The organism is Niveibacterium sp. COAC-50, assembly GCF_013184235.1.
Classification (GTDB): domain Bacteria; phylum Pseudomonadota; class Gammaproteobacteria; order Burkholderiales; family Rhodocyclaceae; genus Niveibacterium; species Niveibacterium microcysteis.
In genome coordinates this window covers 476713-496914 of sequence record NZ_JABCJM010000002.1, presented here as the reverse complement: position 1 = coordinate 496914, position 20202 = coordinate 476713, and the positions used below count along the sequence as shown (strand labels likewise).

Below are 20202 nucleotides of genomic sequence, written 5' to 3'. Positions count from 1 at the left end.
CGCGCACCGGCGTTGTCGCCAATCGGCCCTCCGTGACTTGAACCTGGAGTGGCCATGAAGAGAATTTCCCGACTTAAGGCGTCGCAACGCGGCATGCTGCTGGCGGCATCCGCATCGCTGCTGCTTGCCGCATGCGGCGGCGCTGGCGACGGCGCAAACAGCGCGCCGGCAGCCCAGCCGGTCGTGCTGACCGAAACGACGATCGAGGTGCCCGCCGAAACGGTGCCGGCGACCGCCGCGGACCAGCTAGCGCAGCCGGCGTTTCACGTCGCCCCGGTGCTGCTCGACGAGCCGGACGACCGTGATGCGATCGACAACAGCGCATCGGCGCTGATCCGCCCCCGTGCCCAGTACGTGCCTGCGACGCAGGCAGCCATGAGCAGCCGCCGCCTCACGGTGGAATCCCTGCTCACCGCGCGCCGGATGCAGGAGCGCAGCGTGCAGCCGCTCAATGCCGATGGGTCGGTCACGCCGATGGCATCGAGCACCGCGGTGTCCACCTACACGCCGGCACAGATCCGCGCCGCCTATGGTTTACCCGCGCTGCCCGCTGCGGGCACCGCACTGACCTCCGCGCAGGCCGCCCAGTTGGGTGCCGGCCAGACGATCTACATCGTCGATGCGTATCACGATCCGAATGTCGCCGCGGAGCTCAATGCGTTCAACCAGAAGTTCGGCCTGCCGAGCTGCACCAGCCGTACGCTCACGACAAGCACCGCACTGCCCTTGCCCGCCCCGGCCGCCACCGACGGCTGCGCGCTGGTGGTGGCCTACAGCAACGCCAGCGGCGTGCTGACAAATGCCGCGCCGGCCTTCGATTCCGGCTGGGCAACCGAGATCACGCTGGATGTTCAATGGGCGCACGCTACGGCGCCCTTGGCGCGCATCGTGCTGATCGAAGCGCCCGACCCGTCGCTCAACAGCCTGGTCGGCGCGGTTCGCCTTGCCAACACGATGGGCCCCGGTGTGGTGTCGATGAGCTTCGGTGCCACCGAGGGCAACTGGACGAGTTCGGTCGACTCGGCATTCACCGGCACCGGCATGACCTACCTCGCCGCCACCGGCGATTCCGGCGCCGCGGTGTCGTGGCCAGCGGTATCGACCAACGTGGTGGCCGTCGGCGGCACCTCGCTCACCTACACCGGTTCGGGCACGCGAACCGAGATCGCCTGGTCCGGCACCGGCGGTGGTATCAGCGCGTATGTGCCGACGCCGTCCTACCAGGCGAGCGCGGTGCCGGGGGTTGGCAGCCTGCCGCGCCGCGGGGTTGCCGATGTGGCCTTCAATGCTGATCCTTCGACGGGCCAGTTCGTGGCGGTGATTCCGCCGGGTAGCTCGACGGTCAACTGGATCAGCGCGGGCGGCACCAGCCTGTCGACACCGCAGTGGGCCGGCGTGCTGGCGGTGGCCAATGCCATGCGGCTGCAAAACGGCAAGACCCTGGTCGGCGCGCCGCATGCGTCGCTGTACGGGCAGATCGGTGCAATTCCCGGAACCTATGCATCGGTGTTCGCCGACGTTGCTCAGGGCTCGCACGGAACCTGCGCAAGCTGCTTCGCGCGGACCGGGTATGACCAGCTCACCGGCTTGGGTACGCCGAACGTATCGAGCCTGCTGAGCACGCTCGCGGGTAGCAGCGCGGTCGCGAAGGCGCCTGTGGTGTCGCCGGCGTCGATCAGCGGCAAGGTCGGTACGCCTCTCAGTTTCAGCGTTACGGTGAGCGCGACCAATCCGGTGACGTACACGCTCAGCGGCGCTCCGGCTGGCATGACGATCAGCACTGCGGGTGTGGTGAGCTGGGCGACGCCGGTGCTCGGCAGCTATGCGGTGACGGTGATCGCCAAGGACAGCAAGACAGCGCTCAGCGGCCAAGGCGTTTACACCGTCAAGATCGAGGCGCCGCTGCCGCCGGCGGTGACCGCCGCGACCGTCAATGGCATGGTGGGTACGCCGCTCTCGTACAGCGTTGCTGTAACGGCGAGCAACCCGGTGAGCTACGCGCTTACAGGCGCCCCGGCCGGGATGGCGATCAGCAGCACAGGTGTCGTCACCTGGGCGAGCCCGGTGTTGGGCACTTACACGGTGACGGTGACCGCGAAAGACAGCAAGACCGGCCTGACCGGCCAAGGCGTGCTGAGTGTGAAGATCGCGGCACAGCCGGCGCCGGCCGTGCCATCGGGCGCCATCAGCGGCAAGGTCGGCACGCCGCTCTCGTTCAGTGCCGCCGCGGTTGCCAGCAACCCGGTGGTCTACACGCTGGCCGGCGCGCCGGCCGGCATGGCGATCAGCGCGAGCGGGGTGGTGAGCTGGGCCAGTCCGCTTGCCGGCACCTACACCGTCACCGTAACCGCGAAGGACAGCAAGACTGGTCTGAGCGGCAAGGGGGTCTTCACGGTCACGATTGCCAGCGCACCGGCGGGCCCGACGATTACCGCCCCGGCCCTGACCGGGGTGGCCGGCAAGCCATTGAACGGCACCATCGGCATCTCGAATGTGTCTGGCGGTGCCATGTCGGTGACCATCACCGGTGTGCCGCTGGGGGTTGCCTTCTCGCTCAGCGGTCAGTCGATCATGCTGAACTGGGCAAAGCCAGTGACGGGCAGCTACCTGCTGAACATCACGGTCAGGGACGCCGCGGGCCGCACCTCGCAGGCGAGCATGCCGATCACGATCAACGCGAAGTAGCCGCAGCGGCGGCCGCGCTGGCAAAGCGCTGGCCGCCGTCCGCGAATTGGCGCGTGTGCAACACGCGCCCCCGTGGCGGGCGCACTTCGGTCAGAATGGCGCCTCAGCCCTAATCCCCGACGCCATGCACCTGCGTTTCCCGAATCGTCTTCAGGCAAGCCCCGCGACTGCGGCGGCGTGCGTGTGCGCGCTCGGGCTGAAATCCAAAAAACGACTTCTCCGCTGACGGGGATGTCGCGTCCCGTCGGGCGGAATGCCGGACGGGGTCGCTCACGTGTTGCATCTGTATCTTCTGCCCCGCTCCGGAACCCTTCCGGCGGAACGGCTCTTCAATCCGTTCTGAATGAGGCCATTCATGCAATCACGTTTCGAAGGTATCTGGGTCCCCATCATCACGCCGTTCAGCGGCGAGTCCGTCGACCATGCGGCGCTCGCGCGTCTGGCGCGGCACCTGGCCGCACAAGGCATCGCCGGCTTGGTCGCGGGTGCGACGACGGGTGAGGGCGCGCTGCTCGGCCTTGACGAGCAGGCCGCGGTGTTCGCGACGCTGCGTGGCGCAGCGCCATCGTTGCCGATCGTACTCGGCGTGTCGCAGGCCGCCACGCAGGCAGCCGTCGCCCAGGCGCGCCATCTCGCTGCGCTGCGGCCCGAGGGTTTGTTGGTCACACCGCCAACCTATGTGCGCCCGACACAGGACGGCGTGCAGCGGCATTTCGAAGCGATCGTCGAAGCGGCCGATCTGCCCGTGCTGGTCTACAACATCCCCTATCGCACGGCGGTGAATGTGGAGCTGGAGACCTTGCAGGCGCTTGCGCGCGATCCGCGCGTCGTCGGTATCAAGGAATGCGGCGGCAGCGTCGAGCGCCTGTTGCGGCTGGTGCACGAGACACCGCTGCGGGTTCTTTCCGGCGACGACGCGCAGAACTTCGCCGCACTGTGTGCCGGCGCGCACGGCACCATCGCGGCGTCGGCGCATATCGAGGCGGCGCTGCATGTGCGCATGCATGCGCGTTTGCGTGACGGTCAGCTCGTCGACGCACGGCGCATTGCAGTGGCGCTGCTGCCGCTGACCCGCGCGCTCTTCGCCGAACCCAACCCCGCGCCCTTGAAGGCCTTGCTGGCTGAGCTCGGGTGGTGCGAGGCCGATGTCAGGCTGCCTTTCGTGCCGGCGACCGAGGCGCTGCGCGGGCGGCTGCGGGAAGTACACGCAACGCTTCAGCGTTGTGTTGCCAGCCTTGGCGGCTGAAGCAAATCGGCATCGTGCTGCGCGGCTGGCGGGGCACGATGCCGCAACTGCGCTTCAGTCGCCGAGCGCCTGCTTGAAGTCGTCCAGGATGTCCTGCTGGTCTTCGATGCCGACCGACACGCGGATCAGCGATTCGGCGATGCCCATTTCGGCGCGCTTCTCGGCACCCATCTCCCAGAAGATCGTGTGGGCGACCGGGATGATCAGTGTGCGGGTGTCACCGAGGCCGGTGGCGATGATCGGCAGGGTCAAGCGGTCGATGAAGGGCAGGCAGTCGGCATCGTCCTTCAGCTCGAAGGCGAGCAGCCAGCTATTGCCGCAGAACAGTTCCTGCGCGCGAGCATGCTGCGCGTGTGACGCGAGACCAGGGTAGTACACGCGACGCACGGCGGGGTGGGCTTCCAGCATTTCGGCGAGGGCTTGTGCATTGGCGCTGGTCGCATTCATGCGCAGGCCGAGCGTTTCGGCGCCCACAGCCAGGTGGTGCGAGGCTTCGGACGACAGCGCCGCGCCCTGGTCGCGCAGCCCCTTCTTCTTGATCTGCCCGAGCCCCCAGGTGGCCGGGTTGCCCTTGCGGTAGCCCTCGAAGATGTTCGGATAGTTCGACCAGTCGAACAGCCCGGTGTCGGTGACTGCGCCGCCCAGCGCGTTGCCGTGGCCGCCGATCGACTTGGTCAGCGAATTGATGATCAGCGAGGCGCCCACCGCCTTGGGCTTGAACAGCCAGGGCGAGGTGACGGTGTTGTCGACCACGTAGATCAGGCCATGTGCCTTGCACACCGCACCGATGCCGGCGAGGTCGGCGACCTGGGTGCGCGGGTTGGCAATCGTCTCGACGAACACCATGCGGGTCTGCGGGGTTACAGCGGCTGCCACCTCGGCTGCGTCGGTCGCGTCGACCATGCTTACGCGGATGCCGAGGCCCTGCAGGGTGCCGAGCACGCTGTTGGTGTTGCCGAACACGAACTTGCTGGCGATCAGGTGATCGCCCGCCTTCAGTAATGTGGTGAACACCGCAACGATGGCAGCCATGCCGGTGGCAAAGCAGATCGTGCCGCGGCCGTCTTCCATGCGATTGACGCAGGCTTCCAGCGCGGCCACGGTGGGCGTGCCCTGGCGTGCGTAATTGAAGCCGGCAATCTCGCCCTTGAAGACGCCGATCAGTTCGGCCGCGTTGGCGTAGCCGTACTGCACCGAGGTGTGCATTGGCTTGTGGATGCCACCGTGTTCGACACCGCCGAGACGGTCTCCGTGAACGGTACGGGTGGTGAAGCCCCAGCGGGCGGGATCGGGTTTGCTCATGATCGTCGGGGGTCTGGATGCGGGCGGAAGCGGGATTTTACGCTGTCGGCACGAAGCCTTCGGCGATCCATGTGCGGACTTGTTGCCAGACGCGGGCCTCATGCAGCATCGCCATGTGGCCGAGGCCACCGAGCTGAGCGCGGGCGATGTTTGCGCGAGGCCGCTCGGCCAGCGCGCTGTCCGGGGTCACGAGTCCGTCGCCAACCAGCTTGCCGAGCGCGCTGTCGCTGTCCTCGGCAATCGTTGCGCCAAGGAAGCGCAGCTCGACCTCGGGCGGGTCCTGGCCCGCATCGGCGCCGATGCCGTCGTGCAGGTCGCGGATGCCGGCACTGCGGCGGCGCGCGATGGCGCCGATCGGTGCGGTCACGTCGAAGCTATCCAGCAAGCGGTTGGTGACCATGCCCAGCCGTTCGAGCGGCGAGCCGAGTTGTGGCGAGCCCAGGCAGATCAGCATGCGGGTACGCGCCAGCCACGGGCTGCCGGCGCCCTGCCACAGCGCGCAACGCGCAATCAGGCCGCCCATGCTGTGGCCGATCAGTAGGATCTCTTGCAGGCTGGGCTGCGCCGCGCACAGCGTCTGGAGCAGTTCGGCGAAGGCGTTGGCGTTGTCTGCAATCGGCAGGCCGCTGTTGTAGCGCAGGTAGAGCACGGTATAGCCGAAATCCGCATGGACCCGTGTGCCGTAATCCGGCTCGCCACTGTCGGCATCCGGCACCCAGCAATGCTCGTCGCACGCGAGCCCGTGCAGGAAGATGCAGACCCGACGCTGCGGGATATGCAGGTGATCGAGCACCGCAGCGCTGTGTCGGCCACGTTCGAATAGTTGCATTGGCGTCGCCAGCGCTTCGCCGTGTGCAGCGAGATGGTCGCCGAAGACGCCGTTGATCGCGGCGCGTAGCCCGCTCTCGCGCGGCCCGGGCGGCGCGTCGCTGGCGAGCGCGCGCTCCGCCTCGCCGGCGAGGCTGAAGAAGCCGCGGTTGCCCAGCCGCACCGCGGCGTGAACCCCCGCGCTCACCGCATCGTGGATGCTTTCGATCAACGCGGCGGGTTGCGCCACCACCGGAACCTGTTTGAGGGCGCCGAAGGTTTTCCCGGCAATCGCGCGGTGCATGGCTTCGACCTGATGGCTGACCTCATGCAAGCCGCGTTGCAGCGCGGGCGCATAGCTCGGCTTGGGCTTGGGTTTGTCGTGCTTGCTCATGGCGTACCCCTGACGCATCGGCGAAGCCTGATTGTGCGCCTGCAATGCCTGCCCCGACCGCTCAAGTCGGGCAAAAAGGCGCTAGCCCTAGAAACTGTTAGTCATCAGCCCGTTCTCCGGCGCGTGGGTGCCAATCCGCTTTTGAGCCAGCGCAAATGCCAACGAACTTGGCCAAAAGGCACCCTTCATGTTTCGGAAACGCCGCCGTTGGATGCACGTGGCATGTGGATGCGACGAGCGCTTCGTTCCTGTCCAACATGTACACACCAGCACCGATTCCTCGGGCGCACAGTGGTTCAAGGCCTCCCGATCGATCGCTTGGGCAAGCGGACTCGTTCCGCGCTTCGAGGCAGGGAAACATGACTCAGAAGACGACCGCCGTTGTCATCGAGGGCGAAATGACCATCGTCAACGCCGGTCTGACCCGCGAACAGTTGCTTGAGGCGTTGAATTCGGGACGCCAGGTTGAAGTCGACCTCTCGCGCGTCAACGAACTCGACAGTGCGGGGCTGCAGTTGATGATCGCGGCCCGGCGCGAAGCGACGGCGCGTGAGGTTCCGCTGCACTTCGTTGGCCATAGCGGTGCGGTGCTCGATGTGCTTCACCTGTGCAACCTCTCTGATCAATTCGACGCCGTGGCAGTAACGGCGGCGCAGTAACGAGCGGGATGCCTGACATGAATCTGGATGACGCTCTCCAAATCTTCATCATCGAAGCGCGGGAACTGCTGGAGGAGATGGAAGAGGCCTTGCTCCGGGTGGAGCAGGCGCCGGACGACGCCGAAACCATCAATGCGATCTTTCGCGCGGCGCATACCATCAAGGGCTCCGCCGGGCTGTTCGGCCTCGACCACATCGTCGCGTTCACGCACATCGCAGAAAGCGTGTTGGTCCGGGTGCGCAATGGCGAGTTGAAGATCGACTCGCCGCTGGTTGCCACCTTCCTGGCTGTTCGCGATCACATCGGGTCGCTGATCAACCTGGTGGCGCAGGGCGGCGAACCGGACGAAAACACCCGGCACACTGCGGAGCTGCTCACCGAGCGACTGCGGGCCTATGTTGGAACGTCGCTGCCGGCAACGATCCAAGCCGCCGCACCGTCGCCTGCGGTGCGGACCGCCGAAACGCCGCAGGAAGGCGGCGTCGGGACGGATCACTGGCACCTCTCGCTGCGCTTCAATGCCACGGTGCTGCAAAGCGGTCTCGACCCGCTGGCGATGATCCGCTACCTCACGAGCTTCGGCGAAATCGCACACATCATCACGCTGGCCGATCTCGTACCGCCGCTATCGGCGCTCGATCCGGAGGCCAGCTATCTCGGCTACGAGATCCGTTTCAGGACGGATGCCGACAAGGCGAAGATCGAATCGGCGTTCGAGTTCGTACGCGACGAGGCGCAGATTTCGATCCTGCCTCCGCATAGCAAGGTTGCCGATTACCTGCGGCTGATCGAAGAGATGCCGGACGAGGATCTCAAGCTCGGCGAGATCCTTGTGAAGTGTGGAACCCTGACCGAATCGGAGCTGGCCGCCGCCCTCAATCGGCAGGCGGGGAACGATACTGCCCAGGCGCCACGAATCGGCGAGGTGCTGGTGGACCAGAAGGTCGTCCAGCCGAAGGTGGTGGAGGCGGCGCTCGACAAGCAGAAGCAGGCCAAGGAACGCTCCGGCGGCGAGGCCGGCCTGATCCGGGTGAACGCCGACAAACTCGACGAGCACATCAACCTGATCGGCGAGTTGATCATTGCGAGCGCCGGCGCCAGCCTGCTGGCACAGCAACACGGGCTGCCGAATCTGCTCGAAGCGGCCGCACGGCTATCGCGTCTGGTCGAAGAGGTGCGCGACTCGGCGCTCACCCTGCGCATGGTGCAGATCGGTGCCACCTTCAATCGTTTCAATCGCGTCGTGCGCGATGTGAGCGCGGATCTCGGCAAAGACATCAGGCTGGAGATCAGCGGTGCCGAAACAGAACTCGACAAGACCGTGGTGGAAAAGATCGGCGATCCGCTCACGCATCTGGTACGCAACTCGATGGACCACGGCATCGAGCACGCCGAGCTTCGCATTGCGCGCGGAAAGCCGGCCTACGGCACGCTGCGGCTCAACGCCTACCACGATTCCGGCAGCATCGTGATCGAAGTGTCGGACGACGGTGGCGGCCTGAATCGGGAGCGGATACTTGCCAAGGCGCGCGAACGCGGCCTGGTCAAGAGCGACCAGCACCTGTCGGATCAGGACATCTACAGCCTGATCTTCGAGCCCGGCTTCTCGACCGCCGATCAGGTCAGCAACCTGTCCGGGCGCGGTGTCGGCATGGATGTCGTACGCAAGAACATCAACGCCTTGCGTGGCGCGGTCGAGATCGAAAGCAGCGAAGGCCAGGGCACCACGACGCGGATCCGCCTGCCGCTGACGCTGGCGATCATCGATGGCTTCCTGGTCGGGGTCGGTCGCTCCACCTATGTGGTGCCGCTCGACATGGTCGTCGAGTGTGTCGAGCTGACCGCCGACGAATCACAGGCCGCGCACGGAAGCGACTACCTCAACCTGCGCGGAGAGGTGCTGCCTTTCATCCGCCTCAGACAGCTATTCAATGTCAAGGACAGCGAAGCCGAGACGCTTGAGGCCGACGATGCCGACGAGCTGGAGGCTTCCGGCGGCCCGGTTTCGTTAGGCACTGCGCTGCTGACGCGCGAAGGCGCCGCCGCGCTGGCGAGCGACCCGGAACTGGCCTTCCTGCTGCATCCGGTGAAGCGCGAGAACGTGGTGGTCGTGCAGTACGCCGGCCACAGGGCGGGCCTGGTTGTAGGCCGCCTGATGGGTGAATTCCAGACCGTGATCCGTCCGCTTGGCGCCGTGTTCGGCGGCCTCGACGGCATCAGTGGTTTCACGATCCTCGGTGACGGCAACGTCGCGATGATTCTCGATGTGCCGGGCTTGGTCAGACGACTCGCCCGCCATGAACCGAACCGAAAGTTGCAAATCACTGCCGCCGCTGCGGCGTCCGAATGAACAAGTCAGCCCGCTGAATGACCGAAGGAGCAAAGCATGCTTAACAACCTGAAAATCGGAGCCCGGCTCGGGTTCGGGTTTGTTTCTGTCCTCGTTCTTCTGATCGTGGTCTCCGTGCTTTCGGTCAGCCGAATCAACGTGCTGAGCGCCGAAGTCAGCAACATGGCCAACGACAAGTTCAAGAAGACCGTGCTCGTCAATGACGTGATGGATGCGGTCAACGTCATCGCGCGTGCGATGCGCAACGCGCTGCTCTTGCCACCGGCCGCAGCGACCAAGGAACTCGACCGGCTCGAAGAGGCACGCAAGACCATCAGCGATGCGCTTGGCAAGCTCGAACAGCTGATCCAGTCGGAAGAGGGCAAGCGCCTGCTGGCAAACGTCGTCGATGCGCGCAAGGAGTACCTGGTGACGCAAGGCGCATTCGTCGATCTGGTGAAGGCCGGAAAGCGCGACGAGGCGATTGCCTACATGTTGGGTGATGTCCGCAAGGCTCAGGCGACCTACCTCGATACGCTGCACAAGCTGAACGACTTCCAGACCAAGCTGATGGAAGACGCAGGCAAGCAGGCCGAGCAGACCGCCGCCGAATCCAACCGTATCGTGATTGGCCTGGCGGTTGCGGCGGCGCTGCTTGCGAGCGTGTTCGGCTTCTTCATCACCCGCAGCATCACCCGCCCGGTTTCCGCTGCACTGGATGCGGCCAGCAAGATTGCGGAAGGCGATCTGAACGTGAAGATCGATGCATCCGGCAAGGACGAAGTGGCCATGCTGCTTGTGGCGCTGGACAAAGCCGTCGCGGCCCTGAAGAACATGAGCGCCGAGGCAGGCCGGCTGTCGCAAGCCGCGGTCGCGGGGCAGTTGTCGACCCGCGCCGATGCCTCGCAGTACAAGGGCGAGTATCGGGCCATCGTTCAAGGCGTGAACGACACGCTCGACGCGGTGATCGGTCCACTCAATGTAACGGCCGACTATGTCGACAAGATCTCGAAGGGCGTCATCCCGCCCACCATCACCGACCACTACAACGGTGAATTCGACGTCATCAAGACCAACCTCAACGCAGCAGTGAAGATGATGAACGACCTGCTGGCGCAGACGGACATCATCATCAAGGCGGCCGCAGCGGGCGAACTCGACAAACGTGCCAATGCCGATCTGTTCGTAGGTGGCTGGAATCAGCTGGTGAAGGGCGTCAACGAAACCGTATCGAACATCGTCAATCCGGTTGCCGAGGGCAACCGGGTACTGCGGCGCATCGCTGGGGGTGATCTGTCCGAGTCGGTGACGATTACCTGCTACGGCGACCACCAGCGCATGAAGGACGCCGTCAATGCGGTGCATGCATGGCTGACCGAACTGGTGGCCTATGTAACGAAGATCGCCAACGGCGACATGAGCGCCACGATGGGCAAGGCCTCAGAGCGCGACCAGATCCACCAGTGGCTGATGATGATGAAGAACAACATCAACGCGCTGATCAAGGATGCGGTCACGGTGTCCAACGCGGCCGCGGAAGGCCGGCTCGATGTGCGTGCTGACGCCAGTCAGCATCAGGGCGGCTATCGCGAAATCATCGAAGGCCTGAATTCGACGATGGATGGTGTGGTCGGCCCGGTCAACGAGGTCAAGCAAGTCATGGCGGCGGTGTCGACGGGTGACCTGACGATGAGCATCACCACGGAATATCGCGGCCAGATCAAGGAACTCAGCGATGCGGTGAATGCCACCGTGACGCGGCTTTCCGAAACCATTGCGGCGGTCAACAACACCTCCGAGGCGCTGGTGTCGGCCACCGAGCAGGTCACCGAGACTGCGCAGGCACTGTCGCAAGCGTCGTCCGAACAGGCTGCGAGTGTCGAGCAGACCTCAGCGTCGGTTGAAGAGATGTCGGCCTCGATCAAGCAGAACACCGAGAGCGCAAAGGTTGCCGACACGATGACCGGTGACGGCAGCAAGAAGGCGGCTGAAGGTGGGCAGGCCGTAACCGAGACGGTTGCTGCGATGAAGCAGATCGCCAAGAAGATCGGCATCATCGACGACATTGCGTACCAGACCAATCTGCTCGCACTCAACGCTGCCATCGAAGCCGCCCGCGCCGGCGAACACGGAAAAGGGTTCGCCGTGGTCGCGGCCGAGGTGCGCAAGCTGGCGGAACGCAGTCAGGTGGCGGCGCAGGAGATCGGGCAACTGGCCGGCAACAGCGTGGGCTTGGCAGAGCGGGCCGGCAAGCTGCTCGACGAGATCGTCCCTGCGACGCGCAAGACTGCCGATCTGGTGCAGGAAATCACGGCCTCGTCTCGCGAGCAGAGCGTCGGCGTTGAGCAGATCAATTCGGCGATGGATCAGCTCAATACGATCACCCAGCAGAACGCGGCAGCGTCCGAAGAGCTGGCCGCAACCGCGGGCGAAATGAGCACGCAGGCGAATGAGCTTCAGCAGCTGATGTCCTTCTTCTCGATTGGCGCGCGCGAGGATGGCGCACGCCAGGGGGCTGCGAAATCGCGGAGTGCGCGGTCACCATCTGCCCCGATCGGCGCGAAGCGCGGCAACGGTAGTGCGGCGATGAGCGACACCGGCTTTTCGCGGTTCTAGGGGGCGGCGATGGTGAGCACAGGAATGGAACTGGCCAAGCCGCCCGTCAAGGGTCGCGCGCCGGACGGCGCTGGGCCGGCTGTCGAGCCGAGCGATCTGCAATACCTGACGTTCCAGCTCGGCAACGAGACCTTCGCAATCGGCATCCTTTCGATCCGCGAGATCATCGAATACGGCGCGCTGACTGAAGTGCCCATGACGCCTCCGTTTGTTCGCGGTGTCATCAATCTGCGTGGCGCAGTGGTGCCGGTGTTCGACCTGGCGGTGCGATTCGGTCGCGAGCCTCAGAAGAACACGCGCCGCACCTGCATCGTCATTGTCGACGTCACCACGGAGAACGGCGTTCAGGAAATGGGGATCGTCGTCGACGCAGTGAATGAAGTGATCGAAATTCCGCCGACCGAGATCGAACCGCCTCCCGAGTTCGGCGCGCGGGTTCGCAGTGATTTCATCAAGGGCATGGGAAAGATCGCCGGGAAGTTCGTCGTACTGTTGGACGTCAACCGCGTGCTGTCGGTGAAGGAGGTCGCGGTGGTGGCGGCACTCGGCCAGTCGGCGGACGCCGGTGTTTGAGCGCGGTGGTTGCTTGCGATGGACGCCTTTCTCGGAGCGCTTTCTGCAGGTCGGGATACGACATGACACGATTTGAATGGAACGACGCCTATCGTGTAGGCGAGACGAAGATCGACGCTCAGCACGAATATCTCTTCACGCTAGCAAACAAGCTCGTCGAAGCGACCGAGAAGCAGGATCTGGTCGGCTGTGCAATGGAGCTCTTCCGCTACGTTCGCGCCCACTTCCGGCACGAAGAATCGGTGATGCGGGAGGTCGGCTATCCCGGCTACGCGGCGCACTACGCCATGCACGAGCAACAGCTCGCGCGCCTGTCCGAAATCAGTGCCGACATCCACAACGATCGCTGGACAACGGAGAGCGTTGCGGACTTCATGGAGAACTGGCTACAGGTCCACATCGTCAAGGAAGACACGCGGCTTGCCGGCTACTTGAAGGACCACCCGGGCGCGGACTGAGCGTGCCGATCGGGGGGCTGGCGCCAAGCCGATAATCGATGCCCGGCGCGCGTGATCCCCGGCCCCTGACGCTGAGTGGACATGCGCTTCGTCCGGCATCGCCCGTCGCATAGAAGGCGTCTGTTTGGCTCGGGGCACCGTCAGCGCGTCATCGCTGGAAGGCTGCTTGCGGCTTCGGCCTTTGGCTGCCGCGCGTTCAGGCGTGACAGTGGCGTAGCAGATCCGCCAGGCGCCGGCCTTCCATATCGGGGAACTGGTCGCCGGCGAGCGCGAGTTGCAGCAAGCGATCGAGCCGGAAGCTGCGGAAGTCGTTGCGCAGTTCGCACCACGCACCGAGCGTCCATACCTGCCCCCAGAAGAACAGTCCGAGCGGCCAGACGAAGCGGGTGCTGCGCGCACCCTTCTCGTCGACATAGTCGAAGGCGATGCGCAGGCGCTGATCAACCGCACGGCGCAGTGCTTCGATATGTTGTGTTCCAGGCGTGACGCCAAAGTCAGGCACCAGGAGTGCGGTGGTTTCCAAGCGGGCGCGCAGCGCCGGACCGACCGCCGCGCTGATCTTTTCCAATGCGCTGGCGGCATGCAGCGCGAGCTCGCTGCCGCCCTTGGCACCGACCACGCGGGCGCCAAGGGCGAGTGCCGCCAACTCGTCCGCGCTGAACATCAGCGGTGGCAGATCGAAGCCGGGCCGTAAGCGATAGCCGACGCCAGCCTCGCCTTCCACCGGCACGCCGGAGGTGGATAGATCGGCGATGTCGCGATAGATCGTGCGCTCCGACACCGCGAGCCGCTCCGCCAACTGCGCGGCCGTGGTAAGCCGGCGGCCGCGCAGGATCTGGGTGATCTGGAAGAGTCGGTCGGCGCGGCGCATCTGGGGTTCAGCCCATCGGGGTGCACAACTCGATCAGCGTGCCTTCCGGCGCTCGCAGGTAGGCCACCGTCTGCCCCCACGGTTTAACGGACGGTGCCGTAAGGGCGGTTGCCCCGGCGTTGACTGCCTTCTCGAACGCGGCCGGTACGTCGTGGGTCGTGAAGCCCACCTCGATACCGGCAGGCATGGCGTCGGCATTCAGCGGCCGATACTCGCCGCCCAATGAGGCGGCCGCGACGTCGTGTCGTGCGAACGCCAGCGCCGTCGCTCCGGTGTCGAGTTGACCGAACTGCGCGTCGTCGGTGACGAAGGCCGTCGCAAAGCCGAAGGCGCGCTGGTAGAAATCGAGCGCCGCGCGCACGTCAGCGACATAGACGATGGTGTAACCGAACTTCATGGCAGGGTCCTTTCGCATCAGGCTTCGTGCAGGCCGACGAGGTTGCCCTCGGTGTCGATCATATGCGCGAAGCGGCCCATGTCGCCCGGCAGCATGACTGGCGGGAGTGCCACTTTACCGCCGGCAGCCTCCACTCGCGCGAGCAAGGCATCCAGCCCGCAATCAGCGTTCAGATAGACCTTCGTTCCGGTACGCGCGGGCACCACGCCGGGCGCGCGTTGCAAGCAGCCGGACACGCCGGTTCCGTCATACGGGAACACCGCGATCGTGACCTCCGGCCCCATCTGCTCGCGCTGCAGCGGCGCACCGAAAAGCTGCTCGTAGAAAGCGCAGGCGCGATCGAGGTCGAGTACCGGCAGTTCGAACCAGACGACGCGCTGCTGTTGGCGGAGTGCTTTGTCCATGATGTTGCTCCTGTTGCGGTTGAGGTGCAGACAGGATGCAGGGGGGCTCCTGACAGCGTGGTGTCAGGAGGGTGACGGAGGCTCGCCACAAAGCGATTCCGCCGATCAGCTCTGCATACCAACGAGCAAGCCAGGCATGTGGCGCCGTAACTTGATCGATCGGTTGCGTGGCGTGGCGGTGTCGAGCGGGCGCTCGGACTGCGCTACGTGGCCGAGGCCGCGCGCCGGCGTTGGTGTGCGGCCCCTGGGCTATCGCGATCGCCAGCCGTAGTCGCCGACACGGATGCGCTTCGGCGAGGATTTGCAGTGTGACGCGCCTGCCGCGTTCAGAAACCAACCAGGGTACGCAGCACGGCGAAGCCTGCCCACAGGCCGATGATGCCGAAAGCGATCATTCCGATCATGAAGCCGGTACCGCGTGTGGCAGGGTCGCGCTGGTAGCTGACGGCGTAAAGCACACGGCCGGCGAGGCCGATCAGCCCGGCGAGCATCGCGTAACGATCGTTCACATAGGCAGCGAACAGCCACAGGGTGGGCAAGAACACCATCGCCCATTCCATCGTGTTGAGCTGGATCCGGTAAGCGCGCTCGAAGTACTCGTTGCCTGTGGTGGCCGGGGCTTTCACGCCGTACTTCTCGCGTGCACGCCCTACATTCCACGCGGTGCCGAACATCAGCAACACGATCAGAAGAGTGGTGCCGGCGGTGAGTGGGTAGTCATGCATGAGGGTTCGGCCTGCGGGTAGAGGGAATGGAGTCCTGGTGTTCAGGGGCGCTGGCGCAGCTGTGCAACCGCGGCACGCAAAGCGTCGGGCGTTGCCTCGGCCGGCGACAGCGGCTTGCCGATACTCAGCTCGATCCGGCTGAACAATCCACGCCTGAACGGCTTAGTCATGGCGGGGCCGTCCTTGCGTGAGAAGAAGCTGCCCCAGAGCCCGGAGAGCGCCATGGGTACGACGGGGACCGGCGTGCGCTCGACAATCCGGGTAACACCTGCCTTGAAGGGCGACAGGTCGCCACTGTCGGTGATCCGGCCTTCCGGAAAGATGCCGACGATTTCGCCGGCTTCCAGCGTCTTGGCGACTTCGTCGTAGGCGGCTTCGAGCATGGCGGCGTCTTCCTTCGCCGGCGCAATCGGAATCGCCCGCCCTTCCTTGAAGACGAAGTTGATGATCGGCATCTTGAAGATGCGGTGGTCCATCACGAAGCGGATCGGGCGACGGCTCTCCGCCATCAGGATCAGCGGATCGACGAAGCTGACATGGTTGCACACCACCACGGCGGGCCCCTCCGCCGGGATGTTCTCGTAGCCCTTTGCGCTCACCCGGTAGAACGTATGCACCAGCAGCCACACCAGCAGCCGCTGCATGAACTCCGGCACCAGGCTGTAGATGAACGCAGCCACCGCGATGTTCATCAGTGCCGCATACAGGAACATCTGCGGGATGCTCGCACCCTGGTTCAGCGCGAAGAACGCATAACCGGCCGAGGCCACCATGAAACCGGCATTCAGGATGTTGTTCGCCGCGACGATGCGCGAGCGGTAGGCAGGCTCGCAACGCGTCTGGATCAATGCGTAGAGCGGAATCGTATAAAGCCCGCCGAACACGCCGATCAGCGCGAGGTCTGCCATCAGGCGCCACGATCCCGGCATTGCCACGAAGCCCGCAACATCAATGCCTTGATGCGGCGTTGCGGGGCTTGCGAAATAAAGGTCTACGCCGAACACGGTCATACCGAGCGATGCGAGCGGCACCAGCCCCAATTCAACCTTGCCGCCCGACGCGCGCTCCGCAAGCAGCGAGCCGAGCGCGATACCGACAATGAAGGTCGACAGCAGAAAGGTTGAAAGATGTTCGCTGCCGCCGATCGTATCCTTCACGAACGGCCCGAATTGCGAGAGCAGCATCGCACCGTAAAACCAGAACCACGAAATGCCCATCATGCCCATCAGCACGGTGCGGTTGCGCGCCGCGATACGCATGTTCTGCGCGATCTCGCTGAACGGATTCCAGTTGAGTTTGACCTGACCCAGCGGCGGCGCCGCCGGGATCGACAGGCTTGCCAGCCAGCCGCTGGCGGCCAGCACGACACATGCGCAGCCCGCCCACATCGGGCCGGTTCCAGGTACTGCGATCAGGAGGCCGCCGATGATCGAGCCGAGCAGAATGGCGACAAAGGTGCCGCTTTCCACCCATGCGTTTCCGCCGACCACTTCGTCGTTGTGGAGATGCTGCGGCAGGATCGAGTACTTCAGCGGACCGAATACCGTGGAGTGCAGCCCCATCAGGAACAGCGCAGTCAGCAGCAGCGGCACGAGTTTGAAGAAGAATCCCGCCGCGGCTATCAGCGCAATGCCGATCTCGGCCAGCTTCACCCAGCGGATCAGCGTTGCCTTGTCGAATGCGTCGGCGATCTGGCCGGCGGAGGCCGAAAACAGGAACATCGGCAGTACGAAGAGGCCCGATGCCACCTGGACCATCAAGGCCGGCGAGAGCCCCATCACCTCGCCACCCTGGAAGGTGATCAGCAGCAGCAGTGCCTGCTTGAGCACGTTGTCGTTGAATGCGCCCAGGAACTGGGTCGTGAAGAGCGGCAAGAAGCGCCGCGTCTTCAGCAGCATCATCGGGTTATGTTCGATTGTCATGTTCTCTTGGGGGCGGGCGCCGGGGGGCTTCCCGGCGCGCCAATTATGCAGTGTCCGGTTGGGAATTCGATCCTTACGTCACGTCATCCGCGAGGTGACTGATGCACCAATGCGGTGCGTTGTGCAATGCACCAGATCGCCCGCCTAGGGCAAGTACTAAGTTTGACTTCAATCAGCTAAATACCTAACATTGCGTGGTTTTTCGAGGCGCGCAGATGTTCGCGGCAGTGCAGGGAATGTATAAAGTTATCGTCCTGCAGCTTATGGCCGCACTGATTGGCACCGTTTTAGGAATGGTGGCCTTCGGTACTCGCGGCGCGCTCTCGGCGGCGTTGGGGGGCGTCGCCTGTGTCCTCCCTGCTTGGCTGTTCGCCATCAGGCTCCATGCTGCTTCGAAGCGCCCTGGCGCTTCTTATGCGCTGGCCTTTTTTTTGGGCGAACTGATCAAGATTGCCTTGAGTATCGGATTACTGGCTGCGGCCCGCCTGATTTATCCCGACGTCCATTGGGGCGCGGTGGTCATCGGTTTGGTCGTGACGCTTCAAGCTAACGTTTTCGCTTTTTTGGTTAAAACCTGACATGGCCACCGGACACGAAGCAAGCGCGCCTACCGCGGGCGAGTACATCGTTCACCACCTTACCCATAACAACACCACCGGCCACGCACAGCAGAACATCGTCGACTGGAGCGTTCTCAACGTCGACACGCTGATCTTCTCGGTCGGCCTGGGTCTGCTGACTGTTTTCCTGTTGTGGCGCGCGGCGTCCAAGGCGACCTCCGGCGTTCCGGGGCGTTTCCAGGCCGCCGTCGAAATTCTGGTCGAGATGGTTAACGACCAGGCCAAGGGCATCATCCACAGCGCTGAATCGCGCAAGTTCGTCGCACCGCTTGCGCTGACCGTGTTCGTCTGGGTGTTCCTGATGAACTCGATGGACTTCCTGCCGCTCGACCTGCTGCCGATGATCTGGCAGAAGATCAGCGGCAACGAGCACGCCTACCTGCGCGTTGTCCCCACCGCCGACCTGAACGCGACGCTCGGGATGTCGGCCGGCGTGCTGCTCGTCTGCCTTTACTACAACATCAAGATCAAAGGTCTTGGCGGCTGGGTCCATGAACTGTTCGCAGCGCCGTTCGGCGACAAGTGGTTCCTGTACCCGATCAACTTCCTGATGCAGATGATCGAGTTCGCCGCGAAGACGATTTCGCACGGTATGCGACTGTTCGGCAACATGTACGCAGGCGAGCTGCTGTTCATGCTCATCGCGCTGATGGGTGCCGCCTGGGGTACGTCGGGTGTCGCGGGTCCGCTGCTGTTTGCGGGCCATGTGCTGGCGGGCTCCGCCTGGGCGATCTTCCACATTCTGATCGTTGCACTGCAGGCCTTCATTTTCATGATGCTGACGCTTGTTTACGTCGGTCAGGCTCACGAAAGCCACTGACACTAGCGTTGCACCGAAAGCAGTAAGTTTTTTGATTCAACCCCACTTTTTCTGAAATAGAGGAGTCGTCATGGAACACGTTCTTGGTTTCGTTGCTCTGGCCGCTGGTCTGATCATCGGTCTCGGTGCTATCGGTGCCTGTATCGGTATCGGCATCATGGGCTCGAAGTACCTCGAAGCGTCCGCCCGTCAGCCCGAGCTGATGAACGCCCTGCAGACCAAGATGTTCCTGCTGGCCGGTCTGATCGACGCTGCGTTCCTGATCGGTGTCGGTATCGCGATGATGTTTGCCTTCGCCAACCCGTTCAAGCTCTGATCCGGTTCATTCCTTCCACTGATTCGGGAGTGATGCCGTGAATCTGAACGCAACGCTGTTTGCCCAGCTCGTTGTGTTCTTCGTGCTGGCGCTGGTCACGATGAAATTCGTGTGGCCGCCGATCGCGAAGGCACTCGACGAGCGTGCGAAGAAAATCGCCGACGGGCTCGCCGCTGCGGACAAGGCCAAGACCGATCTCGCTCTGGCCGAGAAAAAGGTTGTCGACGAACTGCGCAAGGCGCGCGAGTCCGCAACCGATGTCCGTGCCGGAGCCGAGAAGCAGGCTGCCGCTCTGATCGATGAAGCCCGTAGCGAAGCGACACGTATTGTCGCTGCCGCCCGCGAGGCCGCCGAGAAGGAAGCTGGCGCCGCCATGCAGAAAGCCAAGGAAGGGTTGCGCGAGCAAGTCGCCCAGCTCGCCGTGGCCGGTGCAGAGCGGATCCTGCGCAAGGAAATCAACGCCCAAGTCCACGCCGACCTGCTGGCCAACCTGAAACAGGAACTGTAAGACGCCATGGCCGAAAACGTCACCGTCGCGCGCCCTTACGCCGAAGCGGCGTTCAAGCTGGCACGTGAAGCCAACGCTCTCGAAGCGTGGGCTCAGGCGCTAGCGCGCCTGGCGGCGGTCGCAGGCGAACCGCGTATCCGGGAAAACCTCGGCGATCCGCGCGTCACGGCTGCTGAAGCCGCACGCGTATTCGTCGAGGTCGCAGGCGACCTCACCGCCGACCAGAAGAACTTCGTCAATGTGCTTGCTGAAAACGAGCGCCTGATTGTTCTTCCGGAGATCCTTTCGCTTTTCGTCGCGCAGAAAGATGCGCACGAAGGCATCAAGGATGCCTTGGTGAGTTCCGCTTTCCCGATTGATGCCGCAACGCTTGCGCGCCTGGTTGCCGACCTTGAAAACCGCTTCAAGGCAAAGGTCAAGGCTACCGTGCAGATCGACCCTGAACTGATCGGCGGAGTGAAGATCGCCGTCGGCGACGAAGTGATCGATGCCTCGGTCCGCGGCAAGCTGGCCGCGATGGCCGCCGCGCTACAGAATTAGGAGCTCTAG

At 64.1% G+C, this 20202-nt stretch carries 19 protein-coding genes; 12 read left to right on the top strand and 7 right to left on the bottom strand.

Features of this window, described 5'->3' with window-relative positions:
* Positions 1-54 precede the first annotated feature (54 nt).
* Together HH302_RS09750 and dapA are read left to right on the top strand one after the other, a co-directional pair.
* Positions 55-2685, top strand: a complete 2631-nt coding sequence (locus HH302_RS09750) for a S53 family peptidase (protein WP_216661853.1) — start codon at positions 55-57, stop codon at positions 2683-2685.
* A 355-nt stretch (positions 2686-3040) separates the two neighbouring features.
* Positions 3041-3931, top strand: coding sequence for a 4-hydroxy-tetrahydrodipicolinate synthase (gene dapA / locus HH302_RS09745; protein WP_172201724.1), 891 nt, complete (start codon positions 3041-3043; stop codon positions 3929-3931).
* 54 nt (positions 3932-3985) lie between these two features.
* On the opposite strand, the gene HH302_RS09740 is transcribed toward dapA, so the two are convergent.
* Together HH302_RS09740 and HH302_RS09735 are read right to left on the bottom strand one after the other, a co-directional pair.
* Positions 3986-5233 carry a cystathionine gamma-synthase family protein gene (locus tag HH302_RS09740; RefSeq protein ID WP_172201722.1) on the bottom strand — a complete coding sequence of 416 codons (1248 nt, stop codon included), beginning with the start codon at positions 5231-5233 and terminating at the stop codon, positions 3986-3988.
* 37 nt (positions 5234-5270) lie between these two features.
* A complete protein-coding gene (locus HH302_RS09735; RefSeq protein WP_172201719.1) occupies positions 5271-6434 on the bottom strand; it encodes a triacylglycerol lipase in 1164 nt (387 codons plus the stop codon).
* A gap of 359 nt (positions 6435-6793) precedes the next feature.
* On the opposite strand from HH302_RS09735, the gene HH302_RS09730 reads away from it, so the two are divergent.
* From HH302_RS09730 to HH302_RS09710, 5 genes are all read left to right on the top strand, one after another.
* Positions 6794-7093, top strand: coding sequence for a lipid asymmetry maintenance protein MlaB (locus HH302_RS09730; protein WP_172201717.1), 300 nt, complete (start codon positions 6794-6796; stop codon positions 7091-7093).
* A 17-nt stretch (positions 7094-7110) separates the two neighbouring features.
* Positions 7111-9444, top strand: coding sequence for a chemotaxis protein CheA (locus HH302_RS09725; protein ID WP_172201715.1), 2334 nt, complete (start codon positions 7111-7113; stop codon positions 9442-9444).
* Positions 9445-9480: 36 nt separating this feature from the next.
* A complete protein-coding gene (locus HH302_RS09720; protein WP_172201713.1) occupies positions 9481-12039 on the top strand; it encodes a methyl-accepting chemotaxis protein in 2559 nt (852 codons plus the stop codon).
* 24 nt (positions 12040-12063) lie between these two features.
* Complete coding sequence (locus tag HH302_RS09715) at positions 12064-12612, top strand: chemotaxis protein CheW (protein WP_172201711.1); 549 nt, start codon at positions 12064-12066, stop codon at positions 12610-12612.
* 62 nt (positions 12613-12674) lie between these two features.
* Positions 12675-13070, top strand: coding sequence for a bacteriohemerythrin (locus HH302_RS09710; protein ID WP_172201709.1), 396 nt, complete (start codon positions 12675-12677; stop codon positions 13068-13070).
* A gap of 196 nt (positions 13071-13266) precedes the next feature.
* Here HH302_RS09710 and HH302_RS09705 read toward each other — a convergent pair whose 3' ends face one another.
* The 5 genes from HH302_RS09705 to HH302_RS09685 all read right to left on the bottom strand — a co-directional run bounded on the left by HH302_RS09705 (position 13267) and on the right by HH302_RS09685 (position 17389).
* Complete coding sequence (locus HH302_RS09705; RefSeq protein WP_172201707.1) at positions 13267-13941, bottom strand: YafY family protein; 675 nt, start codon at positions 13939-13941, stop codon at positions 13267-13269.
* Between the two features lie 7 nt (positions 13942-13948).
* Positions 13949-14338 carry a VOC family protein gene (locus tag HH302_RS09700; protein WP_172201705.1) on the bottom strand — a complete coding sequence of 130 codons (390 nt, stop codon included), beginning with the start codon at positions 14336-14338 and terminating at the stop codon, positions 13949-13951.
* 17 nt (positions 14339-14355) lie between these two features.
* Positions 14356-14742, bottom strand: coding sequence for a VOC family protein (locus HH302_RS09695; RefSeq protein WP_172201703.1), 387 nt, complete (start codon positions 14740-14742; stop codon positions 14356-14358).
* Between the two features lie 326 nt (positions 14743-15068).
* On the bottom strand, positions 15069-15467 hold the full coding sequence (locus HH302_RS09690; RefSeq protein ID WP_172201702.1) for an MAPEG family protein: 399 nt from the start codon (positions 15465-15467) through the stop codon (positions 15069-15071).
* A gap of 41 nt (positions 15468-15508) precedes the next feature.
* Complete coding sequence (locus HH302_RS09685; protein ID WP_253946081.1) at positions 15509-17389, bottom strand: MFS transporter; 1881 nt, start codon at positions 17387-17389, stop codon at positions 15509-15511.
* 236 nt (positions 17390-17625) lie between these two features.
* Here HH302_RS09685 and HH302_RS09680 point away from each other — a divergent pair, with 236 nt between their 5' ends.
* From HH302_RS09680 to HH302_RS09660, 5 genes are all read left to right on the top strand, one after another.
* Entirely contained in the window at positions 17626-17967 is a 342-nt protein-coding gene (locus tag HH302_RS09680; protein WP_172201701.1) for an ATP synthase subunit I, read from the top strand.
* 1 nt (position 17968) lies between these two features.
* Positions 17969-18829, top strand: coding sequence for a F0F1 ATP synthase subunit A (gene atpB, locus HH302_RS09675; RefSeq protein WP_172201700.1), 861 nt, complete (start codon positions 17969-17971; stop codon positions 18827-18829).
* Positions 18830-18899: 70 nt separating this feature from the next.
* Entirely contained in the window at positions 18900-19145 is a 246-nt protein-coding gene (gene atpE, locus HH302_RS09670) for a F0F1 ATP synthase subunit C (RefSeq protein WP_148579106.1), read from the top strand.
* Positions 19146-19182: 37 nt separating this feature from the next.
* Positions 19183-19653, top strand: coding sequence for a F0F1 ATP synthase subunit B (locus HH302_RS09665; protein WP_172201699.1), 471 nt, complete (start codon positions 19183-19185; stop codon positions 19651-19653).
* A gap of 6 nt (positions 19654-19659) precedes the next feature.
* Positions 19660-20193: a F0F1 ATP synthase subunit delta gene (locus tag HH302_RS09660; RefSeq protein WP_172201698.1), complete on the top strand. Its 534-nt coding sequence runs from the start codon at positions 19660-19662 to the stop codon at positions 20191-20193.
* Positions 20194-20202 lie beyond the last annotated feature (9 nt).